This window comes from Sphingobacterium paucimobilis HER1398, assembly GCF_000416985.1.
Classification (GTDB): Bacteria; Bacteroidota; Bacteroidia; order Sphingobacteriales; family Sphingobacteriaceae; genus Sphingobacterium; species Sphingobacterium paucimobilis.
In genome coordinates this window covers 40,687-57,053 of record NZ_ATDL01000006.1, presented here as the reverse complement: position 1 = coordinate 57,053, position 16,367 = coordinate 40,687, and the positions used below count along the sequence as shown (strand labels likewise).

The window sequence follows — 16,367 nt, the reverse complement described above, 5'->3', positions numbered from 1 at the left end:
ACAGCTTTGTTGCTTATAGAGATTCCAATACAAAAGGTGATTTCAAATGTAATAATTTTCAGTAATTTTGAATTATATATAAAACAACATGCTTATTATAGATTCCCCTTCTAATGATGCCTATTTCAATATTGCGCTAGAAGAATATTTGCTGTATAAATTTCCTACTGAGGGCATTTTTTTGCTATATATTAACGCTCCTTCCATAATCGTGGGTAAGTTTCAGAATACTTTGGCAGAAGTTAACCTGGAATATGTAAAGGAGAATGAGATTAAAGTCGTACGCAGAATGTCCGGTGGTGGTGCAGTGTATCACGATTTGGGGAATTTGAATTTTTCCTTTCATACGAAATGGAACGAAAGTGAATTTATGGACTTTGCCAGATTTACACAGCCTGTACTACAAGTGTTGCATCAGTTGGGGATACCTGGCCAATTGGAAGGACGAAATGATCTATTGGTCGATGGAAGAAAGTTCAGTGGCAATGCGAAGCTTGCCAAAGCAGGTAAAATGATTCAGCACGGCACCATATTGTTTGATTCGGATATGAGCGTGTTGTCAGATGCCTTAACGATAAATCCTTTGAAATATAAGGATAAGGCTGTAAAGTCTAATCGATCGCGCATGGTAAATCTCAAAGAATATGTTTCTGATACGGTGACAATCGATCATCTAAAACAAGCTCTAATTAATCAGATGGTAGCTGAAGATTCCCTAACAGAAATTTATGAATTGACAGCGTTTGATATCCAAGAGGTTGAGAAGTTAATCAAGGAGAAGTATGGTACCTGGGATTGGAACTTCGGTTTCTCTCCGAAATATAACTTTAAAAATGCGATTAAGATCGCTGCTGGTTATATAGAAATTCATCTGGATGTTTCAACAGGAGGATCAATCGAGGCTGTCAAGATATTTGGTGACTTTTTCGCCTCAAAACCTATTGAAGAATTGGAAAGACTGCTTATTGGAATGGACCATCATGAGGATGAAATACGTCAACTATTGAGCACAGTCGATGTTTCCGCTTATTTTGGTAAGGTGACGGTCGATGAGATTATAACCTTGTTTAAATAATGAAAGCTCCCGAAGGAGCTATTCGTTATTCTATAATTTGATAATATCGGCTTGTAATACGTATAGGGGTAGAACTTCTACTTTCCGATACAGAATTTAGAGAAAATGTTTTCCAACAGATCGTCGGTAGTTACCGTGCCAGTTATCTCTCCCAGATGGTGCAGGGATTGACGGATATCCATTGCCAAAAAGTCGGATGTTACTGGATTGTCAATACCGTATAGAACCCGCTCTAGCGCCGCTTGCGTAAGCTGTAGCGCCTCCACGTGTCTGATATTCGTGACCATGACATCGTCGGTATTGATATTCGAAAGATTGACCTGATTCAACAATTCCTCCTTCAGTTCATCTATTCCCAGTTGTTTTTTTGCAGATATGTACAAAGGGTTCAGTACATTGTATTCCGCTCTATCACCCTCTGCCAGCAAATCACTCTTATTGATTATCGTTACAAAAGGAATATTCAGATCCCTCACTTCACTTATCTGCTGCTGTACCACCGCGATATTATCTTGGGTGGGGTCAAATAAGTAGATAATCAATCGTGCCTGTTTCATTTTTTCCCGTGTACGCTCCACCCCTTTTGCTTCGATGACATCTTCTGTATCCCGTAAGCCTGCGGTGTCAATAAATCGAAAGGTCACCCCATGGATATTGATTTCATCCTCGATAGTATCTCGTGTCGTACCTGCGATATCCGATACAATAGCACGTTCTTCATTCAGCAGGGCGTTCAATAATGTCGATTTACCGACATTAGGTTTACCGGCGATAACCACCGGAACTCCATTTTTGAGCACATTCCCTTGTTCAAAGGATTGGATAAGCTTGCCGATTACGGTATATATCTTTTGTATAAGCGACTTCAGCTGATCCCGGTTTGCAAATTCCACATCCTCCTCCCCGAAGTCTAGCTCCAGTTCTATCAAAGAAGCAAAATGCACCAAATCTTCGCGTAACTGTTTCAGCTGATTCGAAAAACCACCCCGCATCTGTTGCATGGCCACTTGGTGGGATGCAGCGGAATTGGATGCGATTAGATCTGCTACAGCTTCCGCTTGCGAAAGATCCAGCCCTCCATTGAGAAATGCCCGTAGGGTAAATTCACCAGCACGTGCGGCTCTTGCTCCTTTCTTTATCAGCAGGCTGATAATCCGTTCGATGATATATTTTGAGTTGTGTGTCGATATTTCTACCGAGTTTTCTTTCGTGTATGAGTTTGGTGCCACAAATAGTGATACCAAAACCTCATCGAGGATTTCTTCTCCTTCACGTATGGTGCCAAAATGTATGGTATGTGAATCCTGGGCAGTCAAATCCTTGCCTTTGAATACACCATTGACGATGTTTATCGCTTCGTTTCCCGATACACGTATTACGGCGATAGCACCTTGCGCACCAGGAGATGTAGCCAATGCTACGATAGTATCTTGAGATATTAATCCGTTTGTAGACATGGGACAAACCTACATAAATTCGCCCTTACAAGCAATATAATTGCGTTGAAATATAAAGGCGAATTTGTGGCTCTCCTTATCCTATAGACTACCTTCTTTGTCATAAGTCCAGGTTGCCAGTCTATCCTGCAATATCCGGGATATTTTATTAAAGTAACGCTTCTGCTTGTATCCCATAACCCACTGTATTCCTTGTATGGCGTTGGTGCAGAATATCTCGTCCGCCTTTTTCATGATTTCGGGACTTATCTGCGCTTCGATGACCGGTATTCCCTCGGCCTCCGCTATATCCATTACCACGCGACGCATCACCCCAGCGATACAACCTTGATTCAGCGCAGGTGTATAAAGCGCTTTCTCAAAGTACACGAAAATATTTGACGTTAGCGCTTCACAGAGGAAGCCTTCCTGATTGAGAATGAGTACATCATCATAATCAAATTTCTTCTTGTACAGTCCTGCAAGGACATATATCAATGCATTGTTTGATTTGAGATCTGAGAGGTCGCCAAAGGGCTTTTTATTCTCCGTGTATAGGTCGATAATAAGACCGTTTTTCTTATCTCTTTGTGGCTCTTCCAGACGTTGCACCTGAAAGATATAACTTGGTCGGTTGCTGTCGGGCGTATAGAGCCCATCGCCTTCTCTGAATACCGAAAGGCGCACGCGCACGCGCTGTCCGAGCATATTGTTTTTGCGGATTAACTCATCTGCTGCTCCCTTAAAGAAATAGGTGTCGAACTTGCCTGACGATTCCAGCTCAAGCCGTTGCATACTCTGTTGTAGGCGTTCGATATGAAAATCCAGAAAACGGATCTCTCCGTCTTTATAGAGCATGGTTTCAAAGATGCCGTCTCCGTAGCGGAATGCCCGGTTATTGGCCGAAAATATAGTATGGTCCTCCGGCAGCAAAGTGCCGTTGTAGTTCATGTAATGTGTAGGCATAAAAATGCATTAAAGCGTAATCGTTTGGCGGACCCCTATTGCTGTGTTTTTTCAGCAGCGTATCCTCTCCACTTTTCTAATACTAAACGAAAATCCTCAGGCAATGGTACCTCAAAGTTCATTTCTTTTTTTGTCTTCGGGTGTATAAAACCGAGTGATCTAGCATGAAGTGCCTGTCTAGGTATTGTCTGAAAACAATTGTCTACAAACTGTTTGTATTTTGAAAATGCCGTCCCTTTGAGTATCCGGTCCCCTCCATAACTGGCATCATTGAAAATAGGATGGCCTATGGATTTCATATGTGTACGTATCTGGTGGGTACGGCCTGTTTCCAGTTGGCATTCAATCAATGTGACAAAACCTAGGCGCTCTATTACCTTATAGTGCGTGACCGACCATTTCCCTTTTTCAGGATCATCGTACATATTCATTATCCGACGGTCTTTCATATCGCGGCCGATATAGCCAGTGATAGTACCATCTTCGGGGATATCTCCCCATACGAGGGCGACGTAGCGACGCTCTATGCTATGTTCAAAGAATTGCTTGGCCAGATAGGTCATGGCCCATTCGTTCTTGGCGATAACGAGTAGTCCGGAGGTATCTTTATCTATACGGTGTACCAATCCTGGCCGTCCGGTATTGCCCGGTAGTGTAGGCAGCTGATTGAGGTGAAACGTCAGTGCGTTTACCAGTGTGCCGGTATAGTTGTTGAACCCGGGATGTACCACCATGCCAGGCTCTTTATTGACCATAAGAAGGTCGTCATCCTCATAAGTAATAATCAATGGGATATCCTCGGGATAGACCTCGGTATCGCGTGGAGGGTCTGGTAAGACCATTGTAATGACATCGAGTGGTTTTACCTTGTAGCTGGCTTTGATAACTTTATCATTGACAAAGACAGAACCTGCATCAATCGCATTCTGTATGCGGTTGCGGGAGGTATTCTCTACTCTATTCATTAAAAACTTGTCAATACGAAGCAAGGCCTGCCCTTTGTCGGCAACTATCCGTATATGTTCATACAATTCCTGCTCGTCTTGTTCCTGTATATCTAAGTCTTCGTTCATAGCACAAAAGTAAGTGAAATACACCAAAAAGTACTAACTTTGACGTACTCTTACTTCAATATACTGAATATTAACAACGTCCTTTTTATCTATGCTTCTCTTTAGCCCAGAACAACTACTTTCGCACCCTTTATATCAGCAAAAATCAGTTCAAGTCTATATGAAACGTGATGATATGATTCATCCGTTCATATCTGGTAATAAATGGCGTAAGTTGAAATATAATCTTTTAAAAGCAAAGGAATTAGGTAAAGATACATTAATTACTTTTGGAGGCGCTTGGTCCAACCATATCCTTGCTGTGGCCTGCGCCGCTGCATCGGCTGGTTTTTATGCTAAGGCTTTCATACGGGGCGAGGAGATTTCGAACACTGTGCTGGATATGTGCCGCCTGTTTGGTATGGAGCTTCTATTCGTGTCGCGGGAGGATTACAAAGACAAGGAAAAGCTCTTTAATGGCCTCCAAGAAGCCGATAGAAGCTTTATGATTGATGAGGGGGGCTCAGGAACAGAAGGTGCTCGTGGCTGTTCGGAACTGGTGGGCGAGCTCGAGCGGCAGTATGATCATATCTTTGTGGCGGCCGGAACCGGTACTACAGCGGCAGGTATTGCAATGGGAATAGCGCAAGAAGATAAAAAAAGCTTGTTGCATGTGGTACCCGTATTGAAAGGAGGAGGTTTTATAGCCGACGAGATGCTGCTGCTGGGTGCTAACCTACAGCAGAGTAGACTCCATCTGGACTACCATTTTGGTGGTTATGCAAAGGTCAAACCCGAACTGATACAGTTTGTACAAAGTTTTGTACGCCAGACGGGCATCATGATAGAGCCGACCTATACGGGAAAGGCGCTGTTTGCATTACATGACTTATTGGAAAAGGACATGTTCGAAAAAGGCAGCCAGATATTGTTTATTCATACCGGAGGGCTTACCGGCCTCCTGGGGCAGCTAAAGCATTTTCAAGATTAATGTGCCTGCTCCCCTAGCCTGAGAGGCCTTAAGGAGCAGATAGCAATCCAGATTTTAAGCGAGCACGTCTCTTATATCGACGTTCTTTTCAAACATGGCTTTTGCAAAAGGACATAGCGGAATTATTTTCAGATTATTATCCCTAGCGTGTTCGACTACCTTTTGCAATAGAATTTTGCCAATACTCTTTCCTTTTTGTTCGGGATCGACTTCAGTATGGTCCACAATGATCTTGTCTGTACCGGCTATCGAATAACTAATCTCCCCTATTTTCTTATTTTCCTCGTAGGCAACAAAGGCTCCTTTGCTTCCTGTTTCTTCTTTTTTAATTAACATAATATTTTTTATTTAAGATATTTTGATACAAATTATAACAATTCCTATCCTGTAATATACGTAGAAAAAGAGAACAAATGAATTTGAAAAACGTTTTGTGATCGTCAAAAGGCCTAAAAGCCAAAACTTATCTTTATTTTCGTGCTTACTAATATGGAAAGAAAACCTCTATGAGAAACCTGTACATCCTTTTGTTTTTCCCCTTGTTGGCGTTAAATACGTATGCACAGGACCTTGAACAGCAAACAGACAGTTTACTCCTGAAAAGGATAAAAGGTGAACCATTGCCTCCAGACAGTCTCTACGATGTGGTCAATCTTTTTCAGGATATCAACCCCTTTAAAAAAAGAAAGAAAGACGGTATTCCCGAGAAGCGTTCAGGTATCTCCTATTTACCCAATCTTAATTACAATCCGAGTATCGGCTTCCAGATTGGTATCAAGGCTGTTGGCGGATTGCATTTTGGCGAGAAAAAGAATACCAGTATGTCGGTGTTTGCTACTGCTTTGAACTATACGACTAGGGGGATTGTGTTTGGTTATCTTTTTCATGATGTGTATACACGGGAGAACAAATGGAATCTAAAAGGGAGTCTCCATATTGCTAAAATGGTGGGACTCGATTATGGTATGGGGATCGGACACCCATTGCCCAATCCTACAGAAGAGGAGTCTATCATCAATAATCCGGACCGCGACCGTTTTGTCAATAAATATACTGTCTACGGATTCAACGAACGTATTTATAAAAAGTTGAGCCCGGGACTATTTGTTGGTGCGGGGGCCTATTTCGAGTTAAAGCGCAATGTCAGTACACTGACGGAGGTCTCCCCTTCGCCCAATGAGATTTACAGCAAGTGGAACGGCTTCGATCCCGCGCGCAACAATAATAATGGGTTGATGTTTAATCTGCAGTACATGACCCGGGACAATCCGAATAGCGCCTACAAAGGCATCTATTCCGATGTGGTCTTGCGGACGAACCAGACTTGGATGGGAAGTTCGCAGAATGCCATACAACTCCTTACCGATTTTCGTAAGTATTTTCAGCTTTTCCCAGAGCGTGGCCGTCCTAACCACGTATTGGCCTTATGGTATTACGGATCGTACAATCTCAGTGGCAAGCTACCCTATCTTGATTTGCCAGGGACGGGCAAAGATCCCTATGCAAAAAGCGGTAGAGGCTATACCAACGGATATTTCAAAGGACGCTCTTATGCATATGGTGAGGTCGAGTACCGCTTTCCAATACTGCGTAATCAGTTTTTGAGCGGTGTGGTTTTTGGAAATATTCAGACTGTAGATGACCAGATGGGCACCAAGCTGTTTAAGTACTGGCAACCTTCAGGTGGTGCAGGTTTGCGGGTGCTTTTCAATAAAATGACCCGTACCAACCTATGTATCGATTACGCCATTGGTAAATTCGGACAAAAAGGCCTGTTTTTGGGATTGAATGAAGCATTCTAAGGGAAAAAGCCCTATCTTTAACAGTAGATGAGATATTTGACCACCAACCTAACCCTCCTCCTAGCCTTGTTGGGAGTGACTGCCTCTGCACAAGTTTCTAAAGACAGCACCAATATTGCTTTACAGCCTATAGATGTGAAGGTGTACTTTGCCAAACAGTCTTCTTTGGGCGTTACATCAGCTACTCAGAGTCTATCCGCAGAGGTTATCTCCCGACAGAGTCCTACCTCTTTGCTGGCCGCAGTTAATACTGTTCCGGGAATACGTATGGAAGAACGTTCGCCAGGTTCTTATCGCTTGGCCATGCGGGGAAGTTTAATCCGTTCACCGTTTGGAATTCGTAATACCAAAGTATATGTAGACGAGTTTCCGTTGACAGATGCAGGTGGCAATACCTATCTCAATCTACTTGCTCCGGTGGGTATACAGACGATACAGCTGGTCAAAGGACCCGATGGCTCGCTGTTCGGAGCTAATTCTGGTGGAGTCGTGCAGATCAGCCCTAAGGGGTTTGAAATGCTAGAGAACAGACGCGAAGTCGAACTTACGGCTGGTGCCTACGGTCTGTTCCAACAGTCACTATCCCTACAGCAGAAGGTGACTCCCAATTATCAGTTCTCTTTTGACCAGTCATTTTTACGTTCCGATGGTTATCGGGACAATGCAGGCTTGAACAAGAAAACTGTTCAGACGGCCCATCAATGGCAATACGCTCCTATAGCGCAGCTACGTGCTTTTATATTATATACCGACCTGGGGTACGAAACGCCAGGCGGACTTACCCTGGCGCAGTATGAAGCGGATCCGAGAGCCTCACGCCCTGCAGGTGGGCCCAATCCGGGGGCGAAGGAGCAACAGGCTGCTATCTATAACAAAACGGGATTCGGTGGAGTCTCACATCGTTTACAACTCGGCAAGTATCTATCGCACCAAATTTCTTTGTTTGGTTCCTACACGGATTTCAAGAACCCTTTTATAACGAATTACGAAGAGCGCATCGAGAAAAACTGGGGACTGCGTACCTACCTGTCGCTGGATAATCCAGAGGCGGCACTGCCTTGGCAGATGCAGTTGGGATTTGAAGGGATAAAAGGAAGCAGTACGATTGACAATTACGACAATAACAAAGGAGTGGCAGGTGCTGTACAGGCACGTGATGGCATGACCAACAGCCAGTGGAACCTATTCTATCGGGCGCAGATTGAGCTGATGAAAAACTGGAACCTGGAAGGTGCTCTCGGACTGAATGGTAATCACATCGACTACACCCGCAAATACCCAGTGGTAACGCCTACAGATGGTCGTATCTCCTTTGATAAGCAATGGATGCCCCGTATTGCGAGTTCGTATACCCTTCACGAGCTAATGTCCTGGCGGGTTTCTGTAGCCAAAGGTTATTCTACGCCTACGCTTGCGGAGGTACGTTCTTCTGACAATAGTATAAATACAGACCTGCAAGCTGAATCCGGTACAAATTACGAGGTAGGATATAAAATACGGAATAAAAACAACAACCTAATTTTGGATATTGCTGCTTATACCTACCGTATGGAGAATGGTATCGTGCGTAGCCTGAATGAAGCTGGCGCAGAGTATTATCAGAATGCTGGAGAGATGAAACAGAAAGGAATTGAACTGTCCCTGTGGGGGGCGATTCCCGTTTCGCCACAATCGCCCCTGTTACGTGGAATGAGCGTACATACAGCTGTAAGTTATAATGACTATCATTTTGGGCAGTACAAGGTAGCTGATAAAGACTATTCGGGTAATAGAATGACGGCAGTGCCCCAATGGGTATGGACTAATAACGTTAAAATCGATTTTCCTTATCAGCTTGATTTAAACCTGTATCACAACTTTACTTCCTCCATGCCCTTGGACGATGCCAATAGTATATATGCGAAGAAGTTTCATTTGGTGCAAGCCAAGCTCAGTTATACGGTACCTCGCTTTTATGGGGTATCTGTACAAGTATATGCGGGGGGTGACAATCTACTGAATCAGCGGTACAGTTTAGGTAATGATATCAATGCTTTTGGTGGCCGCTACTTTAATGCGGCAGCCACACGTAATTTTTATGGGGGACTTAAGTTGATTTTTTAGTGCCGGATTCCCGTGTCATCTTAAATAGTTTCCAGAGTTTGTCACTGAAGAGCACAATCAGGACAACGTAGATTAGCTGAGAGAAGAAAGAGATTTTGTCTAAGGAAGCTTGAGGCAAACCATAGGAAGCGAGTGCTAAGCCTAGTCCATAGTTGAGTAGCATACCAAAGACGGTACCTATCAAGAAGAAAAGCAGTGCCATCTTCTTACTTTGGTGCATTTGGACTTTTGCTTTTTCAAAATCGACAATCTGTTGCATCATGCGGCTTTCGAAATCGTCAAAAGGCAATTCCAATTTACTGTTCTTGAGCAGGTCGTATAGTTTATCGTTATGTTCCATAGTATTCTTCTTTCATTAATCTACGGAGTGTCCCGTAGAGGTGTTTTCGGGCTCTAAATAGGATTACTTTTGCATTAGACTCTGTCCATCCCGTAATATCGCACAGTTCCTGAATAGACAGCTCTTCGAGGTAATAGAGACGCAGTGCCAGCGCCTCATTAGCCGGAATCATTAATAGCGCTTCCTGTATGAGCTGTTCCTGTTCTTTTTTCAGCAACCTGTCGAAGGCATTTTCATCCCAGACTATATCATGCTCTTCGGCGCTGAATTCGATAGGCTCCGGTTTCAGCCGCCGCGCCGTGCTGAAAGCACAGTTTACAACAATACGATAGAACCAGGTGCTGAATTTGGATTGCTTTTTGAAAGCTGCCAACGACTGATAACAGCGCATGAAGGCGTCCTGAACCACTTCTTCGGCCAGGTGCTCCTGCTTGACAATAGAATGTGCGACAGAATAGGCCATATGCTTATAAGTCGTAAGAAAATACGTAAAAGCATATGGGTCTCCCGCTAGTACCTTATCAATGTAGACTTGGTCCATTCTTAATTGTTGTTTTCTTGCTTTTTATCCAGTTTGTGGGCAATAATCATAGAGATACCGGTACATACCGTAATGATCCCCATGGGGATGGCATCCTGTGACTGAAAATAACCTAATTCCTTGAAAATTCCTACGATAATAATACCTATTCCTATTCCTAGCACCACGATGCCAGGCTTTTGCCAGTCATAAGGTTCTCTTTTGGCAGACGCTCCATCTGAGTTCGCGATACGGATTGCCCTGAATTTCATAATAAAGTAAATCGATAATGTAATAGCTGTAAATAGCCCTACAAACATTATGGATAGCATTTCTTCTTTTCCCATGTCTTTTTTTATTGTTCTTTCCCCATTAGTCGCCTCCAAAAAGAAAATGGTTACAACTTTCTGAAAAAACTTTTTAGTTCCCCTACTGTTCTAATTCAAAAGAGCTAAATCTTACGCCTATGTCTCTACAGATAAATTACCATATACATACCATAGATAGCCCATTTTGGTCGTTTGCACTGCACGATGGCCATCTGATTGATGATAACTTGCTTCCCTATTTATTGCTGTCGGAAAAGCAACGTCTCCGCGAGGAAGACCCTTACACAGCTCTGATTGCTGAACTGCCTGTCAATCAGTTTGTGATAGGTACTTCGCGTTTCCAGCTGGATATAAACCGCGCGGTTGAAGAATCCGTTTACCTTCGTCCCGAGCAGGCCTGGGGTCTAGAGGTATGGAAGACGAATTTCCCACAGACCTTCCTCGAGCAGCTTTATAAAAAGCATCAATATATCTATCGGCTTATTGAGCAACATATACAGTCCTCTATTCAAAAATACGGCTTCTTTGTGGTACTGGATATACATAGTTACAATGCCAATCGCGAGTCCCCTACTGCTACGATAGATGAGGAGGCCAATCCACAAATTAATCTGGGTACATACTATAACGATCCGAAGTGGCGGGAACTAACGGATAGCTTCATCCATGCCATTACTTCTCAAACGCTGTATGGCTTGCCTATTGATATACGGGAGAATGTCCGCTTTAAGGGCGGTTACCTCACGCAGTTTCTAAATAAGCGGTTTGGGGACAAAGGCTGTGTATTTTCTATCGAGTTTCGCAAGGATTTCATGAACGAGTGGACGGGCGAACCGGACGTAAAACGGATAGCAGCATGCAAACAGTTACTTATTAATACTGTACAGGGCTTAAAAGAGTATTTTGCGTATGAGGGATGATAAGCGACTTAACTTTATTTTGGGCGCCATTAAGGCGAAAGAACCCTTTCATGTACAGGTGCCCAATGTGGGCAAATTGGTGTTCCGTAAGATTGTACCCTGTATATTTATCTATAGGACTAATATAGCTGGAAAAGATAAAATGTTGTCCAATCTAGCGAAGTCCCAGCTGGCTAGCGTTATTATTCAGGAACATGATACGGAGGTGGCAGCGCTACTGCGAAAGATAGCCCTCTGCATCCAAGAGCAGTTTGGCTCCTGTCTGTTGGTTGAGGTGTGGAATGCGGCGAACGAGCAGGCGGCGGACGTAGAGATTCAACTCGGTCAGAAAGGAATCCTTCCGCTGGTCGAGTATATGCTCAAAAATCTAAAGACAGAAGCTTCGGATATCGTAACCGATATCAAAAAGCTAAAAGAGGTACCTTGTAATCCATCTTACGAACGGCTATTTACCTTAAAGGAGTCTATGGACAAGAGTATTTATACGCTAGGACTGTCGGTGCGGCCAAGCTATCGCTTGAGCAATGGTGATTACTTGCCTATTCTATTGCGACATTATAGTGAGTCGTTGGGCAAAATCCTGCTACGTGTCTTTTTTGAATATGTCCGGCTCTTTACTGACCAGAATCCGACCAAATTTCGTCTGAACCTCAAGAAAGAGATAACAGCGAATGTGTTTGCTATTGATAAGGCGCTCACAGCCGAGAGCATGCGTTTTGATTTCTTGCTCTTGGTCACCCCTATCAATGTCCCTGAGGCTTGGGAGAGCTTCAAGAAAACACGATTCCGTAAGACGCCGGTATTTCAATATAGGCCGATGCCTATAGATCCTGATATTGTGAAGCGTAATTTGTACAATCTGCGCATCGAAGATATCTACGACCCGACAATTGCTTATCTATTTCGGGACAAGCGACGGGAGCTGGACGAGATGATGAGTATGCTGGCCGATCGTAATACAGAAGATTTTATGCATGGTAGCTTACAGGTTTTTGGTAATGTGAGCGACGAACTGCTACAAGTAGCTCAGTCTATCCTTACGGTGATATCGCACAATTCAGCGACACAGACAGTGGCACCGGAGCGAAAGCTCAATGCAAAGGAGTTTGCACAACTCGCGCGGGAGGAGATTGCTTATCTGAGTGAGCAGTCGGAAGATTTCAAGACGACCGTGCGTGTACGGTCGGATATATCGGGTGTGATGGTCAACCGTGGAGTGCTCAATATTGGCGAAGATTACCAGATTTCTCCCGAACGGGCGCGGGCTTTGGTACAACATGAGGTTGGTACGCACATCGTCACCTACTTTAACGGTAAAGCGCAACCACTGCAGCTGTTCAGTCTTGGGGTTCCAGGTTATGAGCAATTGCAGGAAGGGCTAGCGGTATTTGCCGAATACCTGATCGGTGGGTTATCCAACCAACGCCTGCGCATATTGGCGGCACGTGTCATCGCCGTTCGTAATATGCTTATGGGGCATAGCTTTATCGATACCTTCTTTTTATTGTTAGAGGATTATCTTTTTGCAGAAGAGACCGCTTTCAATATCACGATGCGGGTATATCGTGGTGGCGGACTGACTAAGGACGCCTTGTACCTACAGGGATTGATGGAACTTATAGACTACATCAAGCAAGGACAAGATCTCAACCTATTGACGGTGGGTAAGATTCGGGAAGATTATATCCCTATTATTCAGGACTTGATCCAACGGGGTTATATGTATGCACCATTGGTCAGACCCCGGTATCTGAGTGAGGCCTATCTGCCGAGATTGGATTCCGTAAGAAACGAAGGAAGTATTTTTAAAATGATACAATAGCAACATCTATATGAACATCGCATTTTTGATTAATCAGACCCATAAAGAAGAGAATGGTTTTACAACGACACTGTTGGCCTATGAGGCCCTACAGCGCGGACATACAGTTATTTACATTGGCTTGGCGGATTTTGTCTATATCGATGACCGACATGTAGAGGCACATGCCCGTGTTATTACAGCAGATAGGGCAATCGGCAGTAAAGAAGAGCTGTTGGGCAGCTTAAGGCGTGTCGAAAAGCGACGGTATAATATGACGGATATCGATGTGCTCTGGCTCCGCTTCGACCCCGTTATGGATATGTACAACAGACCCTGGGCAGCGGCTATGGGATTGCAGTTTGCACAGCTTATCAAGTATATGGGACGTTTGGTTATTAATGATCCCGACAATCTGGTGCAGGCGAGCAATAAACTCTATTTGGAGAATTTCCCCAAGGCAGTACGGCCCAAAACGCTAGTCACTCGCTTCGTATCGGATATACAAACTTTCATGGAAGCACAGGGCGATAAGATAATATTAAAACCCGTGAAGGGTTCTGGGGGCAAAAATGTGTTTATGATTGCGGCAGATGCTCCGCAAAACCTCAAGCAGACGGTAGAAGTGATTGCGCGGGATGGTTATGTCATCGCGCAGGAATACCTACCTGAGGCAACGAAAGGTGATCTTCGGTTTTTCCTGTTAGAAGGTGAGCCTATTGTCATCGATGGGGAGTATGCAGCTGTACAGCGCGTGCAAAAAGAAGGTGAAATCCGCAGTAATATTCATCAAGGTGCTACAGCTGTAAAGGCACAGGTGGATAACAATGTGTTGCGTCTGGTGGAACAGGTCAGCGGCAAGATAAAGGAGGATGGGATGTATCTTGTGGGCTTGGATATTGTAGGTGACAAAATTATGGAAATCAATGTGTATAGCCCCGGAGCATTGGGATTAGCGAGTCAACTGACAGGAGTCGATTTTGTGGGACATATTATCCAACATCTGGAGATGAAGGTAAAAGGGTTTTATCGTTAGTGAATTCCCCTCATTTTATGTAGGTTTGTTTCTAACCAAAGAATCAAGGAAATGAAGCTTTATAGCATAGATACCGGATATTTTAAGTTGGATGGAGGTGCCATGTTTGGTGTTGTCCCCAAGTCGATATGGCAACGTACGAATCCTGCGGATTCCAATAACCTCTGTACCTGGGGCAACCGTCTGCTCCTTATTGAAGATGGAAAAAGATTAACATTGGTGGATACGGCATTGGGTGATAAACAAGATGATAAGTTTTTCGGACATTACCACTTACATGGCGGCGATACCTTGGACAAGTCACTTGCAAAACATGGATTTCACCGCGATGATATCACCGATGTTTTCTTGACTCACTTACATTTTGACCATTGTGGAGGTGCTATTGCTCGCGAAGGTGATCAATTGGTGCCGGCCTTCAAGAATGCACATTTTTGGTCCAACGAAAGACATTGGGATTGGGCGGTAAAACCGAATCCCAGGGAGAAAGCGTCTTTCTTAAAGGAGAATATACTGCCTATCCAAGAGAGTGGACAGTTGAAGTTTCTGAAAGAAGGTGAAGCTTATGATACCCATATCGATGTACGCTATGCTTTTGGACATACGGAAGCGATGATGTTACCACAGATTACGTACAAGGGGAAAACCATTCTGTACATGGCTGACCTGTTGCCCTCTGTCGGACATATCCCACTTCCCTATGTGATGAGCTATGATGTACGTCCGCTTACTACGATGGACGAACGCCAGTCTTATTGGCAGGAAATTGTAGAAAAAGAGTATATCCTGTTTTTCGAACACGACCCGACCAATGAATGCTGCACGCTACAGCATACCGAAAAGGGGATTCGGGTAAAGGATATTTTTAAATTTTCAGAAATCTAGGCATTTATCGCCACTCGTTTGCATATACCTTGCTCAGCCATTGGAAAAGAGGCTCCTCCGTATTCAATGGCTTTGCCTGGTAGATTTTCAGTATCTCATCGTAAGCCTCGTTGATAATCAGATCGTCTCTATTGGTGAATAGACAGACAGTTCGCTGTTCTTGAGGTTGGAACAAGACCGCATTGTGAAAACCTGTGCTCTCTCCCGAATGGAATACCGCTTGAATTTTGTCTTTCTTATCCATTTTCACAAATAAGCCCATGCTGTAGTAGATCCCGTCTCGTAAAGGTACTTTGTGGCGGATTACAGTTTCCCAAAATGCCTTGTCCCATAGTGGATTATTGCTATTCATCCAACGTGTATATTCCTGTGCAGAAATATATACTCCTCCGTCCCCTTTGGTGGCACTGGTGTTGCTTTGGTCCGCAAATAGGAAACCTGTTGCGGTAGGATGATAACCATATGCCCTATTAGGAATAATGCATTCTGAAGTATAGATCTGTGCCTGCTTCAAACCTGTAGGTTCAAAAATATGGGTGGAGACAAACGTAGCGTAATCCGTTTTGGAAACACGCTCTACGATGACCGCTAATAAACAGTATCCGGTATTGCTATAGCGAAATGTGCTTCCTGCCGGAAAGTATACCGAGTCTATAGGTACCAACAGTTGCAGTACATCGGTATCGCTCAGTTGGTGCTGTAATCCCTCAGGGATCACTGCCTCATAATCCCAGATACCGGAGGTATGTTGTAGCAGTTGGTCGATCGTGATGGATGCGGTGGCCTCTGGTAATTCGGGCAATATCTTGCGGATCGGGGTGTCGAAATGGAGTGCTCCTTTTTTGATTAATAAATAGGTCGCCATAGCGGTAAACTGCTTGCTGACGGAGGCCATGCGAAATGCGGTCTCTGCTCCTATGACTGTTTTTTTGTTCAGCTCGGCCCGACCGAAAGGTGAAAACTCGGCTTGACCTCGGAACGCTGTAAAAGCAATACCACCCGGCTCGTCGGCCTTTGGGTAATGGGCTGCGATGACTGATTGGAGCTGTTGCGCTGAACTGTTATACATACCGACAAAAAAACTAAGTAAAAAGAGACCGTATCGCATAAC

General features: G+C 44.1%; 16 protein-coding genes. 8 read left to right on the top strand and 8 right to left on the bottom strand.

Annotated features, from left to right (window positions below; genetic code table 11):
• Positions 1 to 88 precede the first annotated feature (88 nt).
• Positions 89 to 1,075, top strand: coding sequence for a lipoate--protein ligase (locus tag M472_RS28635; RefSeq protein ID WP_021069284.1), 987 nt, complete (start codon positions 89 to 91; stop codon positions 1,073 to 1,075).
• A 77-nt stretch (positions 1,076 to 1,152) separates the two neighbouring features.
• On the opposite strand, the gene mnmE is transcribed toward M472_RS28635, so the two are convergent.
• From mnmE to M472_RS28620, 3 genes are all read right to left on the bottom strand, one after another.
• Positions 1,153 to 2,532 (bottom strand): tRNA uridine-5-carboxymethylaminomethyl(34) synthesis GTPase MnmE, encoded by a 1,380-nt coding sequence (mnmE, locus tag M472_RS28630; protein ID WP_021069283.1) that lies wholly within the window; start codon positions 2,530 to 2,532, stop codon positions 1,153 to 1,155.
• An 81-nt stretch (positions 2,533 to 2,613) separates the two neighbouring features.
• Entirely contained in the window at positions 2,614 to 3,477 is an 864-nt protein-coding gene (locus M472_RS28625) for an aminotransferase class IV (RefSeq protein WP_031301437.1), read from the bottom strand.
• Positions 3,478 to 3,512: 35 nt separating this feature from the next.
• Entirely contained in the window at positions 3,513 to 4,550 is a 1,038-nt protein-coding gene (locus M472_RS28620) for an RluA family pseudouridine synthase (protein WP_021069281.1), read from the bottom strand.
• A gap of 91 nt (positions 4,551 to 4,641) precedes the next feature.
• On the opposite strand from M472_RS28620, the gene M472_RS28615 reads away from it, so the two are divergent.
• Positions 4,642 to 5,520: a 1-aminocyclopropane-1-carboxylate deaminase/D-cysteine desulfhydrase gene (locus tag M472_RS28615; RefSeq protein ID WP_022829280.1), complete on the top strand. Its 879-nt coding sequence runs from the start codon at positions 4,642 to 4,644 to the stop codon at positions 5,518 to 5,520.
• A gap of 54 nt (positions 5,521 to 5,574) precedes the next feature.
• Here M472_RS28615 and M472_RS28610 read toward each other — a convergent pair whose 3' ends face one another.
• Positions 5,575 to 5,856 carry a GNAT family N-acetyltransferase gene (locus M472_RS28610; RefSeq protein ID WP_021069279.1) on the bottom strand — a complete coding sequence of 94 codons (282 nt, stop codon included), beginning with the start codon at positions 5,854 to 5,856 and terminating at the stop codon, positions 5,575 to 5,577.
• 170 nt (positions 5,857 to 6,026) lie between these two features.
• Between M472_RS28610 and M472_RS28605 the strand changes: the two genes are divergently transcribed.
• Both M472_RS28605 and M472_RS28600 read left to right on the top strand, forming a co-directional pair.
• Positions 6,027 to 7,322 carry a BamA/TamA family outer membrane protein gene (locus tag M472_RS28605; RefSeq protein ID WP_021069278.1) on the top strand — a complete coding sequence of 432 codons (1,296 nt, stop codon included), beginning with the start codon at positions 6,027 to 6,029 and terminating at the stop codon, positions 7,320 to 7,322.
• Between the two features lie 27 nt (positions 7,323 to 7,349).
• On the top strand, positions 7,350 to 9,425 hold the full coding sequence (locus M472_RS28600; protein WP_021069277.1) for a TonB-dependent receptor: 2,076 nt from the start codon (positions 7,350 to 7,352) through the stop codon (positions 9,423 to 9,425).
• Here M472_RS28600 and M472_RS28595 read toward each other — a convergent pair.
• The 3 genes from M472_RS28595 to M472_RS28585 are packed head-to-tail and all read right to left on the bottom strand — an operon-like array spanning position 9,409 to position 10,632.
• A complete protein-coding gene (locus M472_RS28595) occupies positions 9,409 to 9,765 on the bottom strand; it encodes a hypothetical protein (RefSeq protein ID WP_021069276.1) in 357 nt (118 codons plus the stop codon). The genes M472_RS28600 and M472_RS28595 overlap by 17 nt on opposite strands.
• Complete coding sequence (locus M472_RS28590; protein ID WP_021069275.1) at positions 9,755 to 10,306, bottom strand: RNA polymerase sigma factor; 552 nt, start codon at positions 10,304 to 10,306, stop codon at positions 9,755 to 9,757. Before M472_RS28590 ends, M472_RS28595 begins: the two co-directional genes overlap by 11 nt.
• Before the next feature lie 2 nt (positions 10,307 to 10,308).
• Positions 10,309 to 10,632: a hypothetical protein gene (locus M472_RS28585; RefSeq protein ID WP_022829279.1), complete on the bottom strand. Its 324-nt coding sequence runs from the start codon at positions 10,630 to 10,632 to the stop codon at positions 10,309 to 10,311.
• A gap of 119 nt (positions 10,633 to 10,751) precedes the next feature.
• Between M472_RS28585 and M472_RS28580 the strand changes: the two genes are divergently transcribed.
• The 4 genes from M472_RS28580 to M472_RS28565 are packed head-to-tail and all read left to right on the top strand — an operon-like array spanning position 10,752 to position 15,256.
• Positions 10,752 to 11,534: an N-formylglutamate amidohydrolase gene (locus M472_RS28580; RefSeq protein ID WP_021069273.1), complete on the top strand. Its 783-nt coding sequence runs from the start codon at positions 10,752 to 10,754 to the stop codon at positions 11,532 to 11,534.
• Entirely contained in the window at positions 11,524 to 13,356 is a 1,833-nt protein-coding gene (locus M472_RS28575; protein WP_021069272.1) for a flavohemoglobin expression-modulating QEGLA motif protein, read from the top strand. The genes M472_RS28580 and M472_RS28575 overlap by 11 nt, the downstream gene beginning before the upstream one ends.
• A gap of 10 nt (positions 13,357 to 13,366) precedes the next feature.
• A complete protein-coding gene (locus M472_RS28570; protein WP_021069271.1) occupies positions 13,367 to 14,371 on the top strand; it encodes an ATP-grasp domain-containing protein in 1,005 nt (334 codons plus the stop codon).
• Positions 14,372 to 14,422: 51 nt separating this feature from the next.
• Positions 14,423 to 15,256, top strand: coding sequence for an MBL fold metallo-hydrolase (locus M472_RS28565; RefSeq protein WP_021069270.1), 834 nt, complete (start codon positions 14,423 to 14,425; stop codon positions 15,254 to 15,256).
• A gap of 4 nt (positions 15,257 to 15,260) precedes the next feature.
• Here M472_RS28565 and M472_RS28560 read toward each other — a convergent pair whose 3' ends face one another.
• Positions 15,261 to 16,364 carry a serine hydrolase domain-containing protein gene (locus M472_RS28560; protein WP_081643100.1) on the bottom strand — a complete coding sequence of 368 codons (1,104 nt, stop codon included), beginning with the start codon at positions 16,362 to 16,364 and terminating at the stop codon, positions 15,261 to 15,263.
• Positions 16,365 to 16,367: the final 3 nt, after the last annotated feature.